The organism is Aeromonas sp. 601039 (assembly GCF_049174415.1).
Classification (GTDB): domain Bacteria; phylum Pseudomonadota; class Gammaproteobacteria; order Enterobacterales; family Aeromonadaceae; genus Aeromonas; species Aeromonas veronii_A.
The window spans coordinates 1-18,362 of record NZ_JAAKTL010000037.1 but is presented as its reverse complement, the minus strand read 5'-3'; the positions used below and the strand labels follow the sequence as shown (position 1 = coordinate 18,362).

Below are 18,362 nucleotides of genomic sequence, written 5' to 3'. Positions count from 1 at the left end.
GTGGCATTCGCCATGCGAGAGTAGGACACTGCCAGGCACCCAATACAAGAAACCCCGCTCATCGAGCGGGGTTTTTTATTGGCTGGAATTCAGAAAACCGCCTGATTATTAAGCTTTTCCCTTATTGTCATTCAATGGCCGCGCCTTGGAATGGGTACATAAAGCCCCAAAGGGATCTCTTTATCTGTTCAATATTTGCCCGCTGGTTCAATGGGTTGGATATAAAAAACACAGAATGTGATGCCTCTACCTTTCTTGTGATGTCTCCTCTGGTTTAATTCTTCAGTCCATATTGATGGACCAAGGAATCACAATAATTTAAGGAATAGACTCATGTTCAAGAGAACAGTAACGATGATGCTGGCGGCGGGAACCCTGGTATTAGGCGGTTGCGCATCCAATGGTGGTGCAGAGCAGGCGGGGGCAGACAACAGCGACTTCGGTGGCAAGTCCATCTACCTGCGCGGGGAGATGAACGACTGGATGGCGACTGATGAAAGCAAGGTAGTCAAGGTAGCCGACAAGCTCTACATGGCCAAAGGCACCCTCAAGAAAGAGTGGGCCCCCTACAAGTTCAAGTTTGCTGATTCAGGCTGGAGCTGCGGTACCAACTTTGGCTACAAGAGCCCGAGTGATGGTGTTGCCGTACTGGGTGGTGAGGCTGTGCCGGTCAACCCCTGTTCCAAGTATGAGGACATGAAGTTCTCACCGGATGCCGATGGCGTCTACGAGTTCTATCTGAATATGGCGGGTGAAACACCGACGGTATACGTCAAGAAGCCCTGATCTATCTCTGAGTGTTAAATCTCTCATTAAATTAATCAGTTAAGTGCCTCGGCCCAGAAATCTGCTGGCCGGGGCATTTTTTTAGGTTAGAATCGGCGCCCTCATGGCATCAGGTGTACTATATGTTGTGTCATTAATTTTAGATGACACCATTAGTTGTGTTTTCTGCTGTTGTCATGATGTCGATGCATTCACATAAGGTTGATTGAAAATGGCTAAATCGAACCCGGTGCTGGAGAGTGAGCTTGGCTCCCGCCTTATCCCCATGCAGGAAACGTCCCTCGAGATCTGGGATAGCAAGTATCGCCTCAAGAGCAAGGATGGCACTCCCATCGACAGCTCTATCGATGAGACCTACCAGCGGGTAGCCCGTGCGTTGGCAGAGCAGGAGCTGGAGCCTGAGGCCTGGTATGAGCCGTTCCTGTGGGCGCTGCGCAATGGGGCCATTCCGGCGGGCCGCATCACCTCCAACGCCGGGGCGTTTGAGCACAAGCCTGCGACTTCAACCATCAACTGTACTGTTTCCGGCACCATCGAAGATTCGATGGACGATATCCTCGGCAAGGTGCACGAGGCTGGCCTGACCCTGAAAGCCGGGTGCGGTATCGGCTATGACTTCTCGACCCTGCGCCCGCGCGGTGCCTTTGTCTCCGGTGCCGGTGCTTACACCTCCGGCCCGCTCTCCTTTATGGATATCTATGACAAGATGTGTTTCACCGTCTCGTCAGCCGGTGGCCGTCGCGGCGCCCAGATGGGCACCATGGATATCCGCCATCCCGATGTGATCGAGTTTATTCAGGCCAAGCGTGAAGATGGCCGCCTGCGTCAGTTCAACCTCTCCCTGCTCATCACCGAAGATTTCGTCAAGGCGGTGAAAGAGGATGCCCCTTGGTCGCTGATCTTCCCCTACACCGCCAAAGAGGTGGAGCAGGATGGCATTGCGCTGGACGATCCCGCTCAGGTGCTATGGGCCGACTGGCCCAACAAGGAAGGGGTTGTATTCAACGAGTTGGGGCAGGTCGCTTGTAAGGTCTACAAGACCATGCCAGCCCGCAAGCTGTGGAATGTCATCATGACCTCCACCTATGACTATGCAGAGCCCGGTTTCATCCTGATCGACAAGGTCAATCAGATGAACAACAACTGGTTCTGTGAAGAGATCCGCGCGACCAACCCCTGTGGCGAGCAGCCGTTACCGCCTTACGGTGCCTGTCTGCTGGGTTCGGTCAATCTGACCAAGTTTGTGCGCGACCCGTTTACTGAAAACGCGGCGTTCGATTGGCAGGCGTTTCGCAAGGTGGTGGCCATCTTCACCCGCATGCTTGACAACGTGGTGGAGATCAACCAGCTGCCGCTTGCCAAGCAGCGCGAGGAGATTACAGCCAAGCGCCGTCACGGCATGGGTTTCCTGGGGCTTGGTTCGACCCTGACCATGCTGCAGATCAAGTACGGTTCTGCCGCGTCCGTCGCTTTTACCGAGCAGGTATCCCAGGAGCTGGCGATGACCGGCTGGCAGGAGTCCCTGCGTCTGGCCAAGGAGAAAGGCTCTGCCCCCATCATGGAGCAGGAGTTTGAAGTGACTGGCAAGATGCTGCGTCTGCGCCCGGAAATGGCGGCTGATGGCATCAAGGTGGGTGACAAGGTGAAGGGCAAGGTGCTGCATGCGCGTTATAGCCGCTATATGCAGCAGGTTGCCGAGGTAGATCCTGCGCTGGTCGCCGAGCTGGCCGAAGTGGGTGGGCGTTTCACTCACCACAGCAGTATTGCGCCTACCGGCACCATCTCGCTGTCACTGGCCAACAACGCCAGCAACGGCATCGAGCCGAGCTTTGCTCACCACTACAGCCGCAACGTCATCAAGCCGGGCAAGAAGAGCAAGGAGAGCGTGGATGTCTACTCCTTCGAGCTGCTGGCCTATCGCGAGCTGGTGAATCCATCCGCCATGCCCTATGCCGATGATGAGGCGAGTCGTCTGCCGGACTACTTCATTACTGCTGATGACATCACCCCGGCGCAACATGTGGACATTCAGGCGGCGGCCCAGCGCTGGATCGACTCCTCCATCTCCAAGACTGCCAACGTGCCGACTGATTTCCCGTTCGAGCAGTTCAAGGACATCTACATGTATGCCTCGGACTCCGGCCTCAAGGGCTGCACCACCTTCCGCTTCAATCCGGAGGCCTTCCAGGGCGTGCTGGTGAAGGAGAAGGATCTGGAGAACACCCTGTACGATTTCACCCTGGAGGATGGTTCCGTCATCTCCGTCAAGGGGAATGAAGAGATCGAATACGATGGCGAGCTGCATACGGCTGCCAACCTCTATGACGCCTTGAAAGAAGGCTATTACGGTAAATTCTGAGAACGACATTATGGTCAAGAAGATCGACAAGAAAATCGTCGCCTACAAGGTGCGTACCAAGGATGAGCCGCAAGAAGATCTCTCTGTGCAGGATGACGTAGTGCATATGCACGAAACCGTGCTGCGCCCGGAGCGGCTGATGGGCACCACCTACAAACTGAAGACGCCGGAGCATGTCTCCGAGCACTCACTGTTCATCACCATCAACGACATCATTCTCAACGAGGGCACGGTTCACGAAACTCGCCGTCCGTTCGAGATTTTCATCAACTCCAAGAGCCTGGAGCACTATCAGTGGATCGTGGCGCTGACCCGCATCATCTCGGCGGTATTCCGCAAGGGTGGGGATGTCACCTTCCTGGTCGAGGAGCTGCGCTCGGTGTTTGATCCCAAGGGCGGATACTGGAACAAGGGCAAGTATGTGCCGTCGCTGATCGCCGAAATTGGCAACGTGATCGAGAGCCATCTCACCGAGATCGGCATGCTCAAGGCGCCGGGATTGGATGAGCATCAGCAGGCGTTTCTGGCCGAGAAGCAAGCCGAGTTGAAAGCCGCTCAGGAGGCTGAAGAGCAGGAGGCGAGCAGTGGTTTCCCGGCCAATGCCGCGCTCTGCTACAAGTGCCACACCAAGGCGCTGGTGCTGAAGGATGGCTGCATGACCTGCCTCAACTGTGGCGACTCCAAGTGCGGCTGACAGACATGCCCAAGTAGTTGAACGATAGAGAAAAGACCGGCCACAGTGCCGGTCTTTTTATTGCTGTTTTTATGCGCAATCAAATCAGGCGGCCCAGTGACTTGTTGCGCGATAGTAAAATCGGGCGTAGCGTTGAGGGTAATAAAACTGTCACGGCCGTGTGGTTTCAATGACATCTGAGATTCACACACGTGGCCCTTCAGTGCCAAGGAGGATGCTTATGGACAATACGGACCGAAAGCTGTTTATCCTGGATACCAACGTTCTGCTTCACGAACCCCTCGCTATCTATTCCTTCAAAGAGCACGACGTGCTCATCCCCATGACGGTGCTGGAAGAGCTCGATAACATCAAGGATCGCAACAAGGATGTCAGCCGCGACGCGCGGGTAGCCATCCGTGCGCTGGAAGATGTGTTCCGCGATGCAACCCCGGATCAGATCACCCAGGGCGTTCCACTGGCTGGCGAAGCGAGCGGCAATATCTGCATCTTCAGCGATCACCATCTGCCGCAGGATGCCGAGGTGTTTACCGACAAGGAGGCCGACAACCGCATCATCAACGCGGCCCTCTATCTGCAAAAGCACGAGTTGAAGCGTCAGGTGGTGCTGGTCACCAAAGACATCAACATGCGCCTCAAAGCCAAAGGGGCCGGGCTTGCTCACGTTGAAGATTACCGTAGTGACCAGTTGATCGATGATATCCGCCTGCTGGCCAAGGGTTTTCAGGTGGTGCCCGGCAGCTTCTGGGAGCGGGTTGGCGAGTGTGAGAGCGAGACCCACGGCCGCGACACCATCCATGTGATCGATGCCAACCTGCTGGAGGGGGTTCACGTAAACCAGTATCTGGTGGATGAAGAGAATTTCTTCGCAGCCCGGGTGCTCAGTCACGACGGCAACAAGATCCGCATCAAGGATCTGGGTCGCGAGCGACTGATGTCCCGCAAGGCGTGGGGTGTCCATCCCAAGAACGTCTATCAGGGGATGGCGCTGGATGCACTGCTCGATCCGCACATCGATCTGGTGATCCTGACCGGCCCGGCCGGTTGCGGCAAGACCTTGCTGGCAATGGCTGCTGCGCTGGAGCTGGTGATTGAGAAGGGCATTTACGAGAAGGTGATCGTCACCCGGAATACCCCGGAAATTGCTGAAAGCATCGGCTTTCTGCCCGGCACCGAAGAGGAGAAGATGATGCCCTGGTTGGCGGCGGTGACCGACACCCTGGAGGTGCTGCATAAGCAGGACGAGAACATGAGCGGCTCGCTCAGCTACATCATGGAGAAGGCCAACATCCAGTTCAAATCGGTCAACTTCATGCGCGGACGCAGCATCCAGAACACCTTCGTGTTGCTGGATGAGTGCCAGAACCTGACCGCGTCCCAGATCAAGACCATCATCACCCGCTGCGGCGAGGGTACCAAGATCGTCTGCTCCGGTAACCTGGCCCAGATCGACTCCAACTACCTGAGCCCGGTGACCTCGGGTCTCACCTACATCGTCGAGCGCTTCAAGGATTTTGACGGCAGTGCCAACATCTTCCTCAACGGCGTGGTGCGCAGCCGACTGGCTTCGTTCGCCGAGGAAAATCTCTGATTTAACGGGAGCTCTGCATGTGAAAGGGGAAGCCATCCGGCTTCCCCTTTTTTGATCCCGTCGCCGGTCATGAGCCCTGCGTACGACCCAGATAGCGTAGTAGACCGGGATGATCGCTGTTTTGCAGAATATCCGGCTTTCCCTGCAGGGCGATGCGCCCCTCGTCCACAAACAGCACCTGATCGGCAATCAGCTGGGCATCTTCCGGATTGTGGGAGACCATCAGTACGGTAATGCCCTGTTCGCAGGCTAGCCTCGCCACTTCCGCCAGCATCTCCCGGCGCAGGGCGGGATCGAGGGCAGAGAAGGGCTCATCCAGCAGCAGCAGCGGTTTGCCGCGCACCAGCGCGCGAGCCAGCCCGACTCGCTGCTGCTGGCCGCCGGAGAGCTGTTCAGGCTGGCGGTTTAACATCTCGCCAAGACCAACCCGTGCGGCTGCATCGATCACTTGTGCCCGTTGGGCTGCACTCAGGCGCAGACCCGGGTGCAAGCCGATGGCGATATTGTCGAACACCGACAGATGGAGGAACAGGTTGTGATCCTGAAACAGGGTGGTGACTGGCCGCTCGGCCGGGCCCAGCGGCAGCAGATCTTCGCCATCGAAGCTGAGGCGGCCCGACTCCACCGGCACGAATCCGGCGATCATCCCGAGCAGGGTCGATTTACCTGCGCCGCTTGGGCCGATCAGTGCGGTGATCTCTCCCTTGGGCAGGGTCGCGCTGAAGCTGACGCGCCAGTCGGGGTAGCTGGTCACCAGCGTATCAATGTTCAGCATGTTTTCCTCCAAGACCCCGCTCCACCAGCCAGAACAGGGAGAAACAGAGCGTCAGCAGCAGCAGAGCGGTGGCGGCTGCCTCGGTCAATCGATAGCTGCCAAGCTGTTGGTAGAGCAGCCAGGGCAGGGTGGTGAGCTCCTGACTGCCAAACATGGCGATGGCGCCAAGATCCCCCAGCGAGAGGATCATCGACAGCGCCATCGCCAGTGCCAGCGGGCGGCGCAGCAGCGGCCACTCCACCAGTCGCAGGCGATGCAGGCCGCGTACCCCCAGGCTGTCCGCCAGCCGGTCGTATTGGCGCACCACCAGCTGCATGGGGGCGGAGAGGGTGCGCATCACATAGGGTAGCGCCATCAGGGCGTTGACCAGCACCACCAGCCAGGGGCCGAGGGCGAACACATCGGCGAACGGCATAAACAGGATGAAGAGACCGGTAGAGAGCACCACTGCCGGGATCATCAGGATCACCGAGCCGCTGGCCTCCCACAGGGCGGCAGCCCGCCGCTTGCGAGCCCGTATCCGTAGATGACGGCTGGTCAGCAGCAGTGCACCGCCGAGCAAGGTGGCCAATGCACCGGCTGCCAACGCAATCAACAGCGACTGGCCGCTCGCCTGCCACAGTTTGGCGGAGGTGAGCGCCGTCAGCAGACCGGGGTGGAGGCCGGCGACGATGATGGCCAGCAACGGTGGCAGAAAGATGGCGAGCCCGATGCTGAGCGAGAGGAGATCCACCACGGCCGTGCCTGGCTGATGGCGATCCGGCCGCAGGCAGGGACGACGGGGTGTCACCCTGCTGGCCGGGGTGCTCTGCAGCTTGTGCTGCAGGGCGAGCAGGGCGGCGGTCAGGATCAGCTGAACCAGCGCCAGTCCGCCTGCGGTGGCGAGATCGAAGTCAAAGCGCAGCGCCTGATAGACGGCCACCTCCAGCGTGGTGGATTTCGGCCCGCCTCCCAGCGCCAGCACTGTGGTGAAGCTGGTGAAGCAGAGCATAAAGATGAGGCTGGCCAGCCCCGGCAATATGCCGCGAATAAGAGGCCACTCCAGCAGCCGGAAGATATGGGATGAGCGCATGCCGAGCTGGCTGGCAAGGCGCCAGCTCGATTCGGGGATGCTCTCTATGCTCTGCAGCATCAGGCGTGCCGCCAGCGGCATATTGAAGAAGACGTGGGCCAGCAGGATACCGAACAGGCCGTAGAGATAATTGCCGGGATCCAGCCCCAAGGTGCGCAGCAGCTGCGGCAGCCACCCCTGTTTGCCGTGTACCGCTACTATGCCGAAGATGGCGATGATGACCGGCAGCACCAGCGAGAGGCCAAATAGCTTGATCAGCAGGGTTCGGCCAATGAAACGGCGCCGCGCCAATGCACGGGCCACCGGAATGGCCAGCCCCAGGCTCAGCAAGGTGGAGAGCAGTGCCTGCCCCAGACTGAAGCCCAGCACATGACGCAGATAAGGATCTGCGAACATGGTGCGGGGTGCCAGCGAACCGGCCTGCCACAGCAGGGCCGCGAGCGGCCCGAGGGATAACAGCAGGATCAACAGGGTGGCTGCACTGCCCGGCAGCCACCAGAGGGGACGAGCCTGTGGTTTCAGATAACGGCTCACTGGGTGACGGCTTGCAGCCACTCGCGGATCCACCCTTTGCGATTGGCGGCCACCTCATCGCTGCTGAAGGCGAGCGGCTTGGCTACAGTGATCATCTGCTCGAAACCTTTTTGCAGTTGGGTATCGATCACCGGATACATCCAGTTGCCGGTCGGGATCTCATTCTGGAAGGCGGGGCTCACCATAAATTGCAGGAACTGGTCAGCCAGCTTCTCCTGTTTGGCGCTCTTCAGCTTGGCGGCCACTTCCACCTGACGGTAGTGGCCCTCTTCAAACGCCGCAGCCTGATACTGGGGCTTGTTCTCGGCAATCAGGTGATAGGCCGGAGAGGTGGTGTAGGAGAGCACCATGTCCGCTTCGCCATCGAGGAACATGCCATAAGCCTCTGACCACCCCTTGGTGACGGTGACCGTCTTTTTGGAAAGCTCGGCCCAGGCGGCAGGCGCCTTGTCGCCGTAGACAGACTTCATCCACAGCATCAGCCCCTGCCCCGGGGTGGAGGTGCGGGGATCCTGATAGATCACCTTGAGGTCGGGACGCTCCACCAGCTCTTTCAGGCTCTTGGGCGGCTGCTTGAGTTTGTCTTTGTCATAGACGAAGGCAAAGTAGCCGTAGTCGTAGGGGACGAAGGTGTCATCCTGCCAGCCACCCGGCACCTTGATGCCATCCAGCTTGGCGGGATGGGGGGCGAACAGACCGCTCTGCTTGGCTTCGCTGATGAGGGCATCGTCGAGCCCCAGCACCAGATCAGCCTTGCTGTGGTTGCCCTCCAGCCGCAGCCGGTTGAGGATGGCGACCCCATCTTCGAGGGGAACCAGATTGAGGGTGCAGCCGCACTCTTTCTCGAAGGCCTGTTTGATCTTGGGCCCCGGACCCCACTCGGCAGTGAAAGAGCTGTAGGTGTAGACGGTGAGGGTGTCAGCGGCGAACACATTGGCCGACAGCAGGCAGGTGGTGACCAGCAGCAGGGTCTTCATGGGTGGCACTCCCTATTACTTGTTAATAACGAGGTGCCAGCGGGTGAGGGCGCAAAAAATGAGCGCCATGCCTCAAATTCCTCCGCCAGCATTATCTGGATCAGGTACACGGGTATAATCTCAGCGGTAAACCGCACCCCGTTTGAGAAACGAACCGCATTGTATTAACGTTCTTTTGGGTAGACCAGCACAATTGTGCAATACCCATGAGATGACGCCCACCCAACAGAGGATGTTCGCGTGCTTACCAATACCAAGGAAAGGCGTGCCTTTGCGCGCATGGTCATCAATGCTCCGGTCACCGTCTATCAGCAGCAGCTGGTGCTGGAGGGGATCTGCCGGGATCTCAGTGCCAACGGCATGGGGATTGCGGTCTCTGAACACCAGCTCGACATCAATCAGCCCATCCGGATCAGTCTTGCCACCAACAACAACCTGTTGCCCCCCTTTGAAGCCCATGCCCGTATTATCCGAGTGCTGGAGGAGGAGAGCGGGTTGCTGCTGGCGGTGGAGTTTCTGCCTCAGGGTTAATCCTCTCTCCTCATCGGCAGAGGGGGGGGGTTAGCCTTTTTCCTGAACCGGTTGCACACTCAACTGCTTGCTATCGACCAGCGTTTTGCTGGTCGAAGCTATTTGGCCCGCAGGCAAGGTGGCGGGGCCTGTGGGTTCGAGCAGCAGGTAGTTTTGCCCCTGCCAGTTGAGGGTCGCATCCCCCGGCTTGGCGGGCAGGTCAACAGCCAGCAGGGCATGGCCGGGGACGAACACCATGGCCTGTTTCAGCTCGGGAAAGAGCTGGGCCAGCATGGCGGCCATCAGGGTTACCTTGCTGTCGCAATCACCCCGGTTCTGTTCCAGTACCTGACGGGGCGGGAGGAAGCCCTTGCCCTGTCTTCCATTCAGGCTGTCGAGCTGCTGATAGGGGATGCTCTGGATAAAGGTGAGCATATGGGCCACGGTTTTCTGGCGCGCTTCTGTTTCGGTACTGCCCTGCTGTTTGAGCTGATCCGCCAGCGGAGCCAGCCCGCTGCGACTCTCCAGCGCGATGCGCACATGATCTTGCTTCACCGCCAGCTGCCCGTCGGGGGTGTTGAAGTACTGGAAGTAGTGTTTGGTCAGCCACGCCTGCTCCTCTTTGCTTCGCTTGGACTGCAGAAAGGCCATCGCCTCGCGTGCCTTGTCCTGATTGCGGCTTTTCAGATGCAGCTCCAGCGAGGGGCGGGAGAGGGTGAACTGCACCTCGGGGTAGTTCTGGCGCACCTCCCGCAGCAATACCTGCAATACCTCCTCCTGCATTCTGGCCGGGCGATAGGCGATGAGAGGCGGCAACTTGCCCTGTTCGAGCCGGTAGGTGAGCTGTTGGGATTTGCCTTCGCTATCCTGCCAGCCGACGCTGATCTGGCCGAGGCTGTTGTTGAAGCTGGTTTGGCTGGCCCCCGCAGGCAGGGCAATCAGCAGGGCACAGAGCAGAGGAATTGCCGTCGGTCTCTTCATCATCCTTTCCTGTGGCACGGGCCAGTTCCGGTGGTCCAAAGTGGGAAGCGTCGCGGACAGTAAAACAGGGAGCCGAAGCTCCCTGTTGATTCTACTCGTTTTTTGCAACTGGCTGATTAAATCCAGCTCGGCTGCTTTGCCTCAAAGGCGCTGATGGCGGCCTCGTGCTGCAGGGTCAGGCCGATGGCATCCAAGCCGTTGAGCAGGCAATAACGGCGGAATTCGTCGATCTCGAAACCGAAGCTGAGGCTACCTGCACGTACCTGATTCGCTTCCAGATCCACTTCGATCTGGATGCCCGGCTGGGCGGCGACCAGCTGGAACAGGGCGTCGACCTCCTCCTCCTTCAGACGCACCGGCACCATGCCGTTGTTGATAGCGTTGCCGTAGAAAATATCGGCAAAGCTCGGGGCTATGATGGTCTTGAAGCCGTAGTCGGCCAGCGCCCAGGGGGCGTGCTCGCGACTCGAGCCGCAGCCGAAGTTCTCCCGCGCCAGCAGGATGCTGGCACCGGCGAATTGCGGCTGGTTGAGTACGAACTCGGGGTTTGGCTGCTGGCCGGCATCGTCCAGAAAGCGCCAGTCGTGGAACAGGTGCTTGCCAAAACCGATGCGGTTGACCTTCTGCAAAAACTGCTTGGGAATGATGGCGTCGGTGTCGACGTTGGCGCTGTCGAGGGGGGCGACGATCCCTTTATGCTGTTTGAATCCTGTCATCGAAATGTCCTCTTACAGTGCGCGAATGTCGGCGAAGCGGCCGGTGACGGCGGCAGCGGCGGCCATGGCCGGGCTGACCAGATGGGTGCGGCCGGCGCGGCCCTGACGCCCTTCGAAGTTGCGGTTGCTGGTGGAGGCGCAGCGCTCTCCCGGTTGCAGCCGGTCGTTGTTCATGGCCAGACACATGGAGCAGCCGGGCAGGCGCCACTCAAAACCGGCCTCGATGAAGATCTTGTCCAGCCCCTCGGCTTCGGCTTGTGCCTTCACCTGCTCGGAGCCAGGCACCACCAGCGCCTGCACGCCAGCGGCCACCTTGCGACCGCGGGCGATGGCGGCGGCAGCACGCAGATCCTCGATGCGGCTGTTGGTGCACGACCCGATAAACACCTTGTCGATGGCGACGTCGGAGAGCTTCTGGCCCGGTTGCAAGTCCATGTAGGCGAGCGCCTTGCGGGCGGACTGCTGCTCCATCAGATCGCTGAAGGATTCCGGTGCCGGAATCGGCTCATTGACGGCAATCACCTGACCCGGATTGGTCCCCCAGGTGACCTGCGGGGCGATATCAGCGGCGTCCAGCACCACTTCGGCATCGAAACGGGCACCTTCATCGCTCTTGAGGCTCTGCCAGTAGGCGATGGCCTGCTCCAGCGCCTCGCCTTTGGGGGCGAACTCCTTGCCGCGAATGTAGTCGATGGTGGTCTGGTCGGGGGCTATCATGCCCGCCTTGGCGCCGAGCTCGATGGCCATGTTGCACACCGTCATCCGCCCTTCCATGGAGAGGCCCGCAATGGCCTCGCCAGCGAACTCCACCACATAGCCGGTACCACCGGCATGGCCGACCTTGCCGATAATGGCCAACACCACGTCCTTGGCACTGATGCCCTCGGCCAGCTTGCCGTTGACCGAAATGCGCATGGTCTTGGCGCGCCCCTGTTTCAGGGTCTGGGTCGCCATCACATGTTCCACTTCGGAAGTGCCGATGCCGAACGCCAGCGAGCCGAAGGCGCCGTGGGTGGCGGTGTGAGAGTCACCGCAGACGATGGTGGTGCCGGGCAGGGTGATGCCGAGCTCGGGGCCCATCACATGGACTATGCCCTGATATTTGTGGTTCAGATCGTAGAGGCGAACCCCGAACTCTTTGCAGTTGTCCGCCAGCGTTTCCATCTGGATGCGGGCCATCTCGCCGGAGGCGGCGATGTCCTTGGTGGTGGTGGAGACGTTGTGATCCATGGTGGCCCAGGTCAGGTCCGGGCGGCGCAGCTGGCGGTTCATGGCGCGCAGGCCGTCGAATGCCTGCGGGCTGGTCACTTCATGTACCAGATGGCGGTCGATGTAGATGAGGGGGGTCTCCCCCTCCACTTCCCGTACCACGTGGGCGTCGAATACTTTCTGATAGAGGGTCTTGGCCATTGCTTCTCTCTTCCTTGTTATCTGTTATGCGGCTCAGATCCGGGCGGCGATCTGGTCGCCCATGGTGGCTGTGCTCTGCACCGGGTGGCGGGCGCTGGCCTGATGCAGGTCGGCGGTGAAGTAACCCTCGGCCAGGGTCTGGGCCACGGCCTGCTCGATGGCTTGAGCTGCGGCTTCCTGGCCCAGGCTGTAACGCAACATCAGGGCGGCGGAGAGGATCTGGGCGATGGGGTTGGCAATCCCTTTGCCGGCGATATCCGGGGCCGAACCACCGGCCGGTTCGAACAGGCCGAAACCCGATTCGTTGAGGCTGGCGGAGGGGAGCAGTCCCATGGAACCGGTGATCATGGCGCACTCGTCGGAGAGGATGTCACCGAACAGGTTGGAGCAGAGCAGCACATCGAACTGGGACGGATCCTTGATGAGCTGCATGGTGGCGTTGTCGATATACATATGGTTGAGGGTTACGTCCGGATAGGACTTGGCGACTTGCGTCACCACCTCGCGCCACAGAATGGAAGAGGCGAGCACATTGGCCTTGTCGATGGAGGTGACCTTGCCACGGCGCACACGAGCCGACTCAAAGGCAATCTTGGCGATGCGCTCAATCTCGAAGCGATGGTACACCTCGGTGTCGAATGCCTTCTCGTTCGCCCCTTCGCCCTCACGCCCCTTGGGCTGGCCGAAGTAGATGCCACCGGTCAGCTCGCGCACGCAGGCGATGTCAAAACCGCGATCGGAGATATCGGCGCGCAGCGGGGAGAACTGCTCCAGACCGGTGTAGATGCGGGCCGGACGCAGGTTGCAGAACAGCTTGAAGTGGGCACGCAGGGGCAGCAGGGCGCCACGCTCAGGCTGATCGTTGGGGGGCAAGTGTTCCCATTTCGGGCCGCCCACCGAGCCAAACAGCACAGCATCGGCCGCTTCACAGCCTTTGATGGTGCTTTGCGGCAGCGGGGTGCCGTGGTTGTCGATGGCAATACCGCCCACGTCATGGCGATCATACTCGAAGGCGAGGCCGAACCTGGCCTGCACCTTCTCCAGCACCTTGACGGCTTCGGCCATCACTTCCGGGCCAATGCCGTCACCCGGCAATACTGCGATCCGATAACTGCTCATACACTCTCCATCCTGATATTGTCTTTGAGATCACTCTGTCCGGTTTCGCCGACGCTGCGCGCGGTTGCCGGTTCAGACGTTCCCCGTCCTGATGTTGTCATTCCATGCCGTCTGTGTGGCTGCGAGTCCTGCTCAGACGGTTTCCGATTTGATGCTGTCATTCCATTCCGTCTGTTTGGTATCGAGTTCGGCTCAGACGGTTTCTGATTTGATGCTGTTATTGCGTTCCATCTGCTCGGCCACCTGATCGGCGCGCCAGATGCTGTTGATCACATGGAGCAGGGCGTGGGCCGAGGATTCGATGATGTCGGTGGCCAGCCCCATGCCGTGGAATTTGCGCCCCTTGTACTCGGCGACGATATCGACCTGACCGAGGGCATCTTCCCCTTCACCCTTGCTCTTGAGGGCATATTTGTCGATGCGGATCTCATAGCCGGTGATGCGGTTGATGCACTGGTAGACCGCATCCACCGGGCCGTTGCCGGTAGCCGCTTCGCAGATCAGATCCTGTCCCACCTTCAATTTGACCGAGGCGGTGGCCAGTACCGAGCTGCCGCTCTGCACCCCGAGGTACTCCAGTTTGAAGTGCTCGGGCTCTTCGTGGATCTGGCTGAAGAAGGCCAGCGCTTCGAGGTCGTAGTCGAACACCTGCCCCTTCTTGTCGGCCAGGGTCAGGAACTTGCCGTAGAGGTGGTCGAGGTCGTAGCTGCTCTCGGCATAACCCATAGACTCCATCCGGTGCTTGATAACGTGGCGGCCGGAGCGGGAGGTCATGTTGAGGTTGTTCTGGGTCAGGCCAATGCTCTCGGGGGTGATGATTTCGTAGGTATTTTTCGCCTTGAGCACCCCATCCTGATGGATGCCGGAGCTGTGGGAGAAGGCGTTGGCCCCGACGATAGCCTTGTTGGGCTGCACCGGCATGTTGCAGAGCTGGCTGACCAGCGTGCTGGTGCGATGAATTTCGTTGTGGCGGATATTGGTTTGCACCCCGAGCAGGTCGGCGCGGGTTTTGAGGATCATCGCCACCTCTTCCAGCGAGCAGTTGCCCGCCCGTTCGCCGATGCCGTTGATGGTGCACTCGATCTGGCGGGCCCCCATCTGCACCGCGCCGATGGAGTTGGCCACCGAGAGCCCCAGATCATCGTGGCAGTGCACCGAGATGATCGCCTTGTCGATGTTGGGGACCCGGTTGAACAGGGTGTGGATGATGCCGGAGAACTCGGTCGGTACCGTGTAGCCCACGGTATCGGGGATATTGATGGTGCGGGCGCCAGCCTTGATGGCGGCCTCCACCATGCGGCAGAGGTTATCGATGGGAGTGCGGCCCGCATCCTCGCAGGAAAACTCCACATCATCGGTGTAGCGCAGGGCGTGCTTGATGGCGCCGACCCCCATCTCCAGCACATCCTCGAAGCTCTTTTTCAGCTTGCTCTCCACATGGATGGAGGAGGTGGAGATAAAGGTGTGGATGCGAAACGCCTCGGCGACCCGCAAGGCTTCGCCGGCGGCATCGATATCCTTGGGCAGGGCGCGGGCGAGGGCGCAGACCCGGCTGTTCTTGATGTGGCGGGCTATGGTCTGCACCGAGTGAAAATCGCCGGGAGAAGAGACCGGGAAGCCCACCTCCATGACGTCGACACCGAGCCGCTCCAGTGCTTGGGCGATCTGCAGCTTCTCCTTGACTGTCAAACTGGCCGCCAGGGCCTGCTCACCATCACGCAAGGTGGTGTCGAATATGATGACCCGATCTGACATGTGACTTCCCTCTTCCTAAGTTCGGTAACGTGCATCCTGCGGCGGCATAAAAAAACCCGTGCAGGGTGCACGGGTTTTTGTAAATTCCGGCTATGCCTTAGCCCGGCTACAAGGATCCCGCGCGAGTTAACGCGATTAGGGAGATTAGTAGTAGCGGGGTGGCGATACGCATGACGTTGTTATTCCTTCCAGTCGATAACGCTTTTACCAATATCGAGATTTTTATGCTGTGTCAACACGGAAGGTCAGGGGCAATCTGCTGGCGTATTTAATCGGATTGTAAAGGATTGCAAATTTCCTTGTCCCATATTCGGCCCATGACCGATTATCTGGTCATTCCTGCTGTGCTCTATTCTCTGCACAACCAGATCGACTTATCAGCATTGGCTGAATTATCTGAGGTGTTAAATGGAAAAACGTAGACCTGGTCGTCCGGTCGGACGTTCTGACATTCGTGACAAGTTGCTTGCTGCCGCCCGTGAGCGTTTTCTCAATACTCCCTATAGCAAGGTGACTACACGCGAAATCGCGGAGCTTGCTGGCTCCAATCTGGCAATGATCCACTACTACTTTGGCAGTAAAGAGGGTCTTTACAAAGCGGTATTGGGCGATGTGGCCGAACCCCTCGACCATGCCTGGCAAGATGAACACAGCAATCACAGCCTCAACGAGCTGCTCAACACCTACTATCAGGTGATGGCGCCCAACAGCGAGCTGACCTCTGCCATCTCCAGCGCATTGTCGACCGAGAAGAGCCCGGGCCGGGATTTTGTGCTGAACCGTCTGCTGGAACGCCAGCTGCCGCAGTTCGATGCCCTGCTGGAAACCATGAAGTCCAACGGCGAGCTGGGTGACAACCTGGATCCCGACATGCTGAAGATCTCCTTCCTCAGCATGATGTGGCAGCCATTCGTGATGAAGGATCTCTACGAGCAGGTGTTTGGCCTGAAAGTGGATGAGCACTTCATGGCTCGTCTGGCGGACCACAACTGCCGTCTGATGGAGACCGGTCTGCGCGGCAGCCACTGATTTTGCCGCAACATCGAGATTAAAAAGGGCCATTCGGCCCTTTTTTCATAAATCTGTTATCCCTTGTTCAACGTAACGTCATCCCGCTTTCTTACTCTGCAAGCAGAATTCAGGGAAGGAGGGGATATGAACAAGATCCAGCAATGGGACCTTCAGGTGTGCCGGGTCTGCCTGCTTCACGGTTACAACCGGCAGCAGGCGAGGGTGAGTCGTCTCATTTCCCGCACCGGTGATGGCCCGCTTTACGCCGTGCTGGCCGCCTTGCTCTGGTGGCTGGGGGAGGCAGAGCGTGAACTGGTTCGACTGGCGCTGCTTGCCTTCGCCATCGAACTGCCCCTCTATCTGCTGCTGAAAAACAGCCTGAAACGGCAACGGCCAGTCGGTTTGCCGGTCTTTATCACCCCCTCCGATCGCTACAGCCTTCCCTCCGGCCATACCGCCGCAGCCTTTCTGATGGCCACCATACTGGCCACCGGTTTTCCGCTCTGGGCACCCCTGCTGTTTGGCTGGGCGGCACTGGTGGGGGCATCCCGGTTGCTGCTCGGGGTACACTACCTGAGCGATCTGGTAGCCGGTGCTCTGCTGGGGGGCGCTTGCGCCGTGCTGGCGCTCGGCTGGAGCCATTCATGAGGATACTGTTCGGGGTGCAGGGCACCGGCAACGGCCACATCAGTCGCAGTCGCACCCTGGCGCGGGCGCTGCGCACGGCAGGGGTCGAGGTGGATTATCTCTTTAGCGGCCGCTCCGCCGACTGCTACTTCGACATGGAGGAGTTTGGCGCCTACCGCGCCTTTCCCGGCCTCACTTTTGTCAGTCACGAGGGGCGAGTTTCTCCGTGGCGCACCCTGCAAGCCGCCTCGCCGCTCACCTTCTGGCGGGATCTGCGGTCTCTCGACTGCAGCGAATACGATCTGGTGGTGAGCGACTTTGAGCCGCTGACCGCCCACGCCGCCCGCCGCTATGGCAAGCCAAGCCTCACCGTCAGCCATCAGGCCAGCTTCAACTGGCCCATCCCGCGCTGGGGGGAGAATGGGATCAGCCGTCAGCTGATGCGCCACTTTGCCCCAGTGGATCAGCCGCTCGGGCTGCACTGGTTTCACTTCGGCCACCCCTTGCTACCACCGGTGATCGACCCCATCGCCGCCGCGCCGGATAACGGCGAGATCCTGGTCTATCTGCCGTTCGAGCAGAGCGAGGCGATCGCAGCCCTGTTGTCGCGCTTTGGTCAGCAGCGCTTCGTCTGCTTTCATCCCGCCATTCGCACCCCGAGCCAGTGGCGCAACCTGCGCTTCGAACCGCCGTCGCGGCAAGGATTTATCGCCGTGCTGGCCGGTTGTCGCGGCGTCATCTCCAACGCGGGTTTCGAGCTCGCTTCCGAGGCGCTCACCCTTGGCAAGAAGCTGCTGGTCAAGCCCCTTGTCGGCCAGTTCGAGCAGCTGTCCAATGGCAAGACTCTGGAGATGATGGGGCTGGCGACCCTGATGGATGTGCTCGATGCCAATCTGGTGCGTACCTGGCTCGACAGCGCCTCGCCGGGTGCGGTCTGTTACCCCGATGTGGCGGGGGAGTTGGCCCGCTGGCTGGCTGCGGGTGCTGACGAGAGCGTGGCCTCTCTGTCTCGTCGGCTCTGGGCTCGCACCCTGTTTCCGGAGGAGGTGAGTGATCGCCTGAGCGAGCTGGATGGGGGAGAGCGTTTATCCGCTGGCTGGTTATCGCAAGTGAGCGTTGTTGACTAGACTGAAAGGCGACCCCACCAAGGAGAGGATGGAGCAAATGCGCTTTACCAATGAAAACGGCGAAGTCATGAACCTGGCTGACAATCTAACCCTGCACGAACTGCTCGATATGGGCGTCAGCATTTCTGTCAGTGAAGAGACAGATCCGGATCAGCAGATCTGGCTGGCAGAGCCGGATCAGGACAACTGAATCATCATCCGGCATCAAGCCCACCGCTGAACGGTGGGCTTTTTTGTGGCTGTTGTCCCGTCCTGAATATGGTTTACACATTTCCCCCCAATAAATGGAGAACCCGATGGGACAAGGTGTGAAACGGA

The 18,362-nt window shown here is 59.4% G+C and carries 18 protein-coding genes and 1 riboswitch; of the genes, 10 read left to right on the top strand and 8 right to left on the bottom strand.

Annotation, left to right across the window (positions count from 1 at the left end; genetic code table 11):
* The 5 genes from G5195_RS19650 to G5195_RS19630 form a co-directional block, all read left to right on the top strand.
* Positions 1-278: hypothetical protein (locus G5195_RS19650; protein ID WP_421222427.1), on the top strand; the 278-nt coding region annotated here is incomplete at its 5' end.
* 55 nt (positions 279-333) lie between these two features.
* Positions 334-786, top strand: coding sequence for a pullulanase (locus tag G5195_RS19645; RefSeq protein WP_005349109.1), 453 nt, complete (start codon positions 334-336; stop codon positions 784-786).
* 211 nt (positions 787-997) lie between these two features.
* The gene (locus tag G5195_RS19640) at positions 998-3,145 is read left to right on the top strand and encodes an adenosylcobalamin-dependent ribonucleoside-diphosphate reductase (RefSeq protein WP_335839382.1); all 2,148 of its coding nucleotides are present in this window, start codon (positions 998-1,000) and stop codon (positions 3,143-3,145) included.
* 10 nt (positions 3,146-3,155) lie between these two features.
* Entirely contained in the window at positions 3,156-3,839 is a 684-nt protein-coding gene (locus G5195_RS19635) for an NrdJb (protein WP_042052814.1), read from the top strand.
* Between the two features lie 220 nt (positions 3,840-4,059).
* Positions 4,060-5,430 (top strand): PhoH family protein, encoded by a 1,371-nt coding sequence (locus tag G5195_RS19630; RefSeq protein WP_005358170.1) that lies wholly within the window; start codon positions 4,060-4,062, stop codon positions 5,428-5,430.
* A 67-nt stretch (positions 5,431-5,497) separates the two neighbouring features.
* Here the strand turns inward: G5195_RS19630 and thiQ are convergent, their stop codons facing one another.
* The 3 genes from thiQ to thiB are packed head-to-tail and all read right to left on the bottom strand — an operon-like array spanning position 5,498 to position 8,788.
* Positions 5,498-6,205 carry a thiamine ABC transporter ATP-binding protein gene (gene thiQ / locus G5195_RS19625; protein WP_042052488.1) on the bottom strand — a complete coding sequence of 236 codons (708 nt, stop codon included), beginning with the start codon at positions 6,203-6,205 and terminating at the stop codon, positions 5,498-5,500.
* Positions 6,192-7,811, bottom strand: a complete 1,620-nt coding sequence (gene thiP, locus G5195_RS19620; RefSeq protein ID WP_421236403.1) for a thiamine/thiamine pyrophosphate ABC transporter permease — start codon at positions 7,809-7,811, stop codon at positions 6,192-6,194. Before thiP ends, thiQ begins: the two co-directional genes overlap by 14 nt.
* On the bottom strand, positions 7,808-8,788 hold the full coding sequence (gene thiB / locus G5195_RS19615; protein WP_421222429.1) for a thiamine ABC transporter substrate binding subunit: 981 nt from the start codon (positions 8,786-8,788) through the stop codon (positions 7,808-7,810). The genes thiP and thiB overlap by 4 nt, the downstream gene beginning before the upstream one ends.
* Positions 8,789-8,848: 60 nt before the next feature.
* Positions 8,849-8,939, bottom strand: a riboswitch (TPP riboswitch).
* 89 nt (positions 8,940-9,028) lie between these two features.
* Between thiB and G5195_RS19610 the strand changes: the two genes are divergently transcribed.
* Entirely contained in the window at positions 9,029-9,319 is a 291-nt protein-coding gene (locus tag G5195_RS19610) for a PilZ domain-containing protein (RefSeq protein ID WP_005339160.1), read from the top strand.
* 30 nt (positions 9,320-9,349) lie between these two features.
* Here G5195_RS19610 and G5195_RS19605 read toward each other — a convergent pair whose 3' ends face one another.
* The 5 genes from G5195_RS19605 to leuA form a co-directional block, all read right to left on the bottom strand.
* Positions 9,350-10,279, bottom strand: a complete 930-nt coding sequence (locus G5195_RS19605) for a hypothetical protein (RefSeq protein ID WP_042052492.1) — start codon at positions 10,277-10,279, stop codon at positions 9,350-9,352.
* Between the two features lie 116 nt (positions 10,280-10,395).
* Complete coding sequence (leuD, locus tag G5195_RS19600; RefSeq protein WP_042052494.1) at positions 10,396-10,995, bottom strand: 3-isopropylmalate dehydratase small subunit; 600 nt, start codon at positions 10,993-10,995, stop codon at positions 10,396-10,398.
* A 12-nt stretch (positions 10,996-11,007) separates the two neighbouring features.
* A complete protein-coding gene (gene leuC / locus G5195_RS19595) occupies positions 11,008-12,405 on the bottom strand; it encodes a 3-isopropylmalate dehydratase large subunit (protein WP_139399023.1) in 1,398 nt (465 codons plus the stop codon).
* 33 nt (positions 12,406-12,438) lie between these two features.
* Positions 12,439-13,524, bottom strand: a complete 1,086-nt coding sequence (leuB, locus tag G5195_RS19590; RefSeq protein WP_421222431.1) for a 3-isopropylmalate dehydrogenase — start codon at positions 13,522-13,524, stop codon at positions 12,439-12,441.
* A 192-nt stretch (positions 13,525-13,716) separates the two neighbouring features.
* Complete coding sequence (gene leuA, locus G5195_RS19585; protein ID WP_346202298.1) at positions 13,717-15,279, bottom strand: 2-isopropylmalate synthase; 1,563 nt, start codon at positions 15,277-15,279, stop codon at positions 13,717-13,719.
* A gap of 408 nt (positions 15,280-15,687) precedes the next feature.
* Here leuA and G5195_RS19580 point away from each other — a divergent pair, with 408 nt between their 5' ends.
* From G5195_RS19580 to G5195_RS19565, 4 genes are all read left to right on the top strand, one after another.
* Positions 15,688-16,308, top strand: coding sequence for a TetR/AcrR family transcriptional regulator (locus G5195_RS19580; protein ID WP_005349170.1), 621 nt, complete (start codon positions 15,688-15,690; stop codon positions 16,306-16,308).
* Positions 16,309-16,434: 126 nt separating this feature from the next.
* Positions 16,435-16,938, top strand: a complete 504-nt coding sequence (locus G5195_RS19575; protein WP_042052499.1) for a phosphatase PAP2 family protein — start codon at positions 16,435-16,437, stop codon at positions 16,936-16,938.
* Complete coding sequence (locus tag G5195_RS19570) at positions 16,935-18,044, top strand: MJ1255/VC2487 family glycosyltransferase (RefSeq protein WP_421222433.1); 1,110 nt, start codon at positions 16,935-16,937, stop codon at positions 18,042-18,044. Before G5195_RS19575 ends, G5195_RS19570 begins: the two co-directional genes overlap by 4 nt.
* 37 nt (positions 18,045-18,081) lie before the next feature.
* Positions 18,082-18,234, top strand: a complete 153-nt coding sequence (locus tag G5195_RS19565; protein WP_005341188.1) for a hypothetical protein — start codon at positions 18,082-18,084, stop codon at positions 18,232-18,234.
* Positions 18,235-18,362: the final 128 nt, after the last annotated feature.